This window comes from Pseudomonas sp. (assembly GCF_049645325.1).
In the GTDB taxonomy this organism is placed as follows: domain Bacteria; phylum Pseudomonadota; class Gammaproteobacteria; order Pseudomonadales; family Pseudomonadaceae; genus Aquipseudomonas.
The window spans coordinates 1-4,258 of sequence record NZ_JBARTQ010000704.1; the positions used below are offsets into that span (position 1 = coordinate 1).

The following is a 4,258-nucleotide window of genomic DNA, read 5'->3' on the forward strand; positions in this document are numbered from 1 at the left end:
AGTTGATGCTATCGCAGGCAAGCCAGCTCCCACATGGGCCCGCGCTAACTCAGGACTTTTTGGCCTGCTGATACAGCGGCATCACCTTCGGAATCGCCGCCTGCAACGAGGCGATTCGGCTGTCGGAGGCCGGGTGCGTGCTCATGAACTCCGGTGGCGCGCCTTCCGAAGCCTTGGCCATCTTGTTCCACAGCGTGATGGCTGCGTTCGGGTTGTAGCCGGCGCGCGCAGAGAGCTCCAGGCCGATCAGGTCCGCTTCGTTTTCGTTGGCACGGCTGTTGGGCAAGGTCATGCCGTAGTTGGCAACCGTGTCCGCCAACGCCAGGCTGTCCTGGCCCAACCCGAACAAGGCACCGGCGCCCTGCTTGGCCATCTGGATCCCGTAGGCCTTGGACATGGCTTCACGCCCGTGCTCGCGCAAGGCGTGGGCGATTTCATGACCCATTACCGCCGCCAGCTCGTCATCGGTGAGCTTGAGGTTGTCGATCAGTGCGCTGTACACGAAGATCTTGCCGCCAGGCCCGCAGTTGGCGTTCATCTCGTCGCTCTTGATCAGGTTCACTTCCCACTTCCACTGCGCCGCATCCGGGCGGAAAGTCGGCGCCTGGGCGATCAGGCGGTTGGCAATTGCCTGCACACGCTTGGCGTTGGCGCTGGTTTTATCCAACATGCCTTTGCCGCTCGCCTCACCCAGCGTCTGCTGGTAGGACTGGGCATACATCTGGTCGACCTCCTGGCTCGACAGCATGCTGAACATGTACTGCTTGCGCTCCACTCCGACGGCACCGCCGCTGGTGGTGTTTACCGACTGGCACCCAGCCAGCAGCATCGCTGCAACCAATCCACTTATCGCCAATGACTTCTTCATGAACACGCTCCCTGAAAACATGGCGCGTATCGTAGGCGGTCGTTTGTATCGGCGCCAGATACAAACGACGTGTAACCGCTGAATTTCAGACATATCCCACACGCGCATAACGACGAATTAGCGGCAAGTTCAAAGGTCTTGAGGGTTATGGCGGTTTGGGGATGGCAAATGCAACCCTGGGCTCAAGCCGGCGTCAGGCACTCGGGCCCATTGAGCTTGGGATCATTGACCATATTGGCCAGCACCCGCTCGCGCAACGCAACGGGCTCACTGGCCAGCAGGCTCTGCAACACCGGCAATGGCGTCTGCGGGTTCAACCAGGCCTCTTGCCCCGCGGCATCCAGAATCAACGGCCGCCGCTGACTCTGCGCCGCCTGGGTCACCACGGCGGTACTCAGCCACACCTGCTCCTGCACCGGATACGCCTCCCAGATTGCCGCAAAAAACAGTGTTGAGCCCTCCCCCGGCGTCAGCCAATACGGGCGTTTGCGCTGGGTGCCCCGCCATTCGTAAAACCCGTTGGCCGGCAACAGGCAACGGCGTTGGCGAAAAGCCTCGCGAAACATCGGTTGCTCGGCCAGGGTTTCGGCGCGGGCGTGGGCGGGTGTGCGCGACAGGTCCGTCAGCCAGGGCGGCGTCAGCCCCCAGCGCGCGCGGGCCAGGGTGCGCTGGCCATCGGTGGCGCGCTGGATCAGCACTGAGTCATTCGGGGAGATGTTCCACTGCGCCTGCTGGTCGGCCGGGAAGCCCGGCAGGCCTGCAAAGGTAGGGTTCCAGCGAAACAGGGCATAACGTCCACACATGGGGTAACACGACTCTTGGGGTAAACCGACCGACAGCCTAACAGACCAACACGTCGGGGAAGCTGTCGGGTTCATCGCCGGGCAGCGGTTGCGCACCGATGTAGGCAGTCACCAGCTCGCGGGCGTAGACGGCCTGGTCATTGTCCACCTCCAGGCCCAACAGCCCGAAAATCGGCAGTTCGCCGGTGCCGCCGAGCAGATGACGGCCCACCAGGTGCGCGTCGATGCCCTCGCTGGCGAGCATCTGTTGCAGCAACTCGCCTTCCATCAGGTTTTCAGGTTCGTAGATTCGCTGCATGGGCCTACCTGCTACTCGTTCTCACTGCGCACGCTCAACATCCATTCGTCTGCGTGCACTTGCAGGTCGAAAATAATCGGCCGGCAACATACCGGGCAGTCTTCAATGTATGACTGATCGCCGCCGGAAAGATCCAGAACAGCCTCGGCCGGCTCACCACAATAAGGACAATCGTACGACTCGGTTTCCAGCATCGCGGTCTCCCAGGTGACTTGTGCGTATAATCGCCGGTCTATTTACAGGGCTATTCTCGGCAGAGCCAATTACTCTGGCCGCACCCTGATGTTTCCTTTACTTACCCTAGCCGTTTCTAACAAGAGAGCATGATGGGCGAATTCGATACCATCCGACCTTACAACGACAGCGAAGTCCCGGCAGTGCTGGCACGCCTGTTCAGTGACAAGGCCTTTCTGGACATCCTGACCCACTTCCGTTTTCCGCGCTTTGCCGGCGCCTTGGGCTGGCTGCTCAAGCCGATGATCGCCCGCAAGTTGCGCCGTGAGTTCGCCGGCGTCACCACCGTGGCCACGCTGCAGGACAAAGTCGAGTATTACGTCGATCACACCATTGATCGAGCGACCGACGGCGTGACCTACACCGGCGTCGAGCAACTCAAGTCCGGCACCGCCTACCTGTTCCTGGCCAACCACCGCGACATCGTGATGGACCCGGCCTTCGTCAATTACGCCGTGTATCACGCCGGCCTGCCGACGCCGCGCATCGCCATCGGCGACAACCTGCTGCAAAAGCCGTTTGTCAGCGACCTGATGCGCCTGAACAAGAGCTTTATCGTGCACCGCTCGATCACCGGGCGCAAAGAGAAAATGGCGGCCTATCAACTGCTGTCGGCGTACATCAACCACTCGATCCGCAACGACTGCCAGTCGATCTGGATCGCCCAGGCCGAGGGCCGCGCCAAGGACGGGGACGACCGCACCGAGTCGGCGATCCTCAAGATGTTTCATGTGAGCCGCAAGGAAGAGCCGTTTGCCGAGGTCATCCAGTCGCTGAACCTGACGCCGGTGTCCATCAGCTACGAATACGACCCCTGCGATTCGGCCAAGGCCCGCGAGTTGTACATCCGCGCCACCACCGGCACCTATTGCAAGGCGCCGGGCGAAGATGACGTGAGCATTGCGTTGGGCATCACCGGCTACAAGGGCCGGGTGCACGTGAACTTTGCGCCGCCGATCACCGAACGTTTTGAAGACACCAAGCTGCTGGCCATTGAAATGGACCGGCAGATTCTCGGCGGTTACCGGTTGTTCCCGGTGCATTACCTGGCGTACGCGCAGTGGAGCGAGGCCGACCCGCAGTTGCAGGTGCCGACGGCGGCCGAGGTGTTCCCGGCGGACGAACTGGCCAAGGCGAAAGCGGAGTGGGAGCGGCGCTTGAATGACTGCCCGGTCGAGCACCGGCCGTTTCTGGTGGTGCAGTACGCGACGCCGGTGAGAAATCAGTACCGGGTAAAGGCTGGGATTCCCTTGTAGACACCGAAGCAAAATGTGGAGGGGCTGCTGCGCAGCCCAGCGCGGGGCAAGCCCGCTCACCACACAAGCCCGCTTCTATATGAGTGCTGCAGGGGTTTTACAGGTGGGTGCTGAGCCATGAGGTGGTCAGCGCCAGCACCAGGCAGGCAAACCCGATGCGGTAGGCCATGCGATGCGCCCGCTCGGTGCGCACATCCAGAAACAACATCGGCTGGTCGATCGCGCGATCTTCGCTTTGGGCGGTCAGGTCAGCCAGCGCGCGTTGCTCGCGCAGACGGGTAATGAACAGCAGCACTGCACCAGGGCAGGCCACTATTAAAGCAACAGCATTGATCAACAGTGCAGGCAGCGCCATCGCAGACCTCGGTGAATCAGTGTCCTGGTATCAACTCAGATACAAACCTGAACGATAGTGGCGTCCTGCGCCTGAAAAGCTCCGTCCCCCATGTACGGTTAATGTATCCAGTAATTTACAGCGCCACCTGAACGTCACCTTAACAAGCCACGCTGTTGCCCTTCGAACGCTCGGGAGCTTGTCATGTTGCACGCGCAAAACCAGGATCGGCTGTACCTGATCGCCCAAAACGAGGAGCAGGAAGCCTTGGTCGGCGGCCTGGCTTTCAACGTCCAGGACCGCCACTGGCTGGTGTATTGCGCGCTTGGCGGGCACCAGCATGCGGACCTGCCGGAGCTGGACCTGCTCACGGGTGTGAGCATGCTGGATTTTTATGTCGAAACGGCGGCATGAACGCTACAGGCACAAAAAAGCCGGGTTCATCACTGAGCCCGGCTTTTTTGG

The 4,258-nt window shown here is 61.0% G+C and carries 7 protein-coding genes; 2 read left to right on the forward strand and 5 right to left on the reverse strand.

Annotated elements, in window-relative coordinates; all coding sequences use genetic code 11:
- Positions 1-49: 49 nt before the first annotated feature.
- The 4 genes from WBB95_RS30005 to WBB95_RS30020 form a co-directional block, all read right to left on the reverse strand.
- The gene (locus tag WBB95_RS30005; protein WP_424490885.1) at positions 50-868 is read right to left on the reverse strand and encodes a M48 family metalloprotease; all 819 of its coding nucleotides are present in this window, start codon (positions 866-868) and stop codon (positions 50-52) included.
- A gap of 182 nt (positions 869-1,050) precedes the next feature.
- On the reverse strand, positions 1,051-1,671 hold the full coding sequence (locus WBB95_RS30010; RefSeq protein ID WP_424490886.1) for an SOS response-associated peptidase: 621 nt from the start codon (positions 1,669-1,671) through the stop codon (positions 1,051-1,053).
- A 37-nt stretch (positions 1,672-1,708) separates the two neighbouring features.
- Complete coding sequence (locus WBB95_RS30015) at positions 1,709-1,969, reverse strand: putative signal transducing protein (RefSeq protein WP_424490887.1); 261 nt, start codon at positions 1,967-1,969, stop codon at positions 1,709-1,711.
- Positions 1,970-1,980: 11 nt separating this feature from the next.
- Positions 1,981-2,163 (reverse strand): CPXCG motif-containing cysteine-rich protein, encoded by a 183-nt coding sequence (locus WBB95_RS30020; protein ID WP_424490888.1) that lies wholly within the window; start codon positions 2,161-2,163, stop codon positions 1,981-1,983.
- A gap of 132 nt (positions 2,164-2,295) precedes the next feature.
- On the opposite strand from WBB95_RS30020, the gene WBB95_RS30025 reads away from it, so the two are divergent.
- Positions 2,296-3,459: a 1-acyl-sn-glycerol-3-phosphate acyltransferase gene (locus WBB95_RS30025; RefSeq protein WP_424490889.1), complete on the forward strand. Its 1,164-nt coding sequence runs from the start codon at positions 2,296-2,298 to the stop codon at positions 3,457-3,459.
- A 97-nt stretch (positions 3,460-3,556) separates the two neighbouring features.
- On the opposite strand, the gene WBB95_RS30030 is transcribed toward WBB95_RS30025, so the two are convergent.
- Positions 3,557-3,814, reverse strand: coding sequence for a hypothetical protein (locus WBB95_RS30030; RefSeq protein WP_424490890.1), 258 nt, complete (start codon positions 3,812-3,814; stop codon positions 3,557-3,559).
- A gap of 183 nt (positions 3,815-3,997) precedes the next feature.
- On the opposite strand from WBB95_RS30030, the gene WBB95_RS30035 reads away from it, so the two are divergent.
- Complete coding sequence (locus tag WBB95_RS30035; RefSeq protein WP_424490891.1) at positions 3,998-4,207, forward strand: hypothetical protein; 210 nt, start codon at positions 3,998-4,000, stop codon at positions 4,205-4,207.
- The last annotated feature ends 51 nt before the right edge of the window (positions 4,208-4,258 follow it).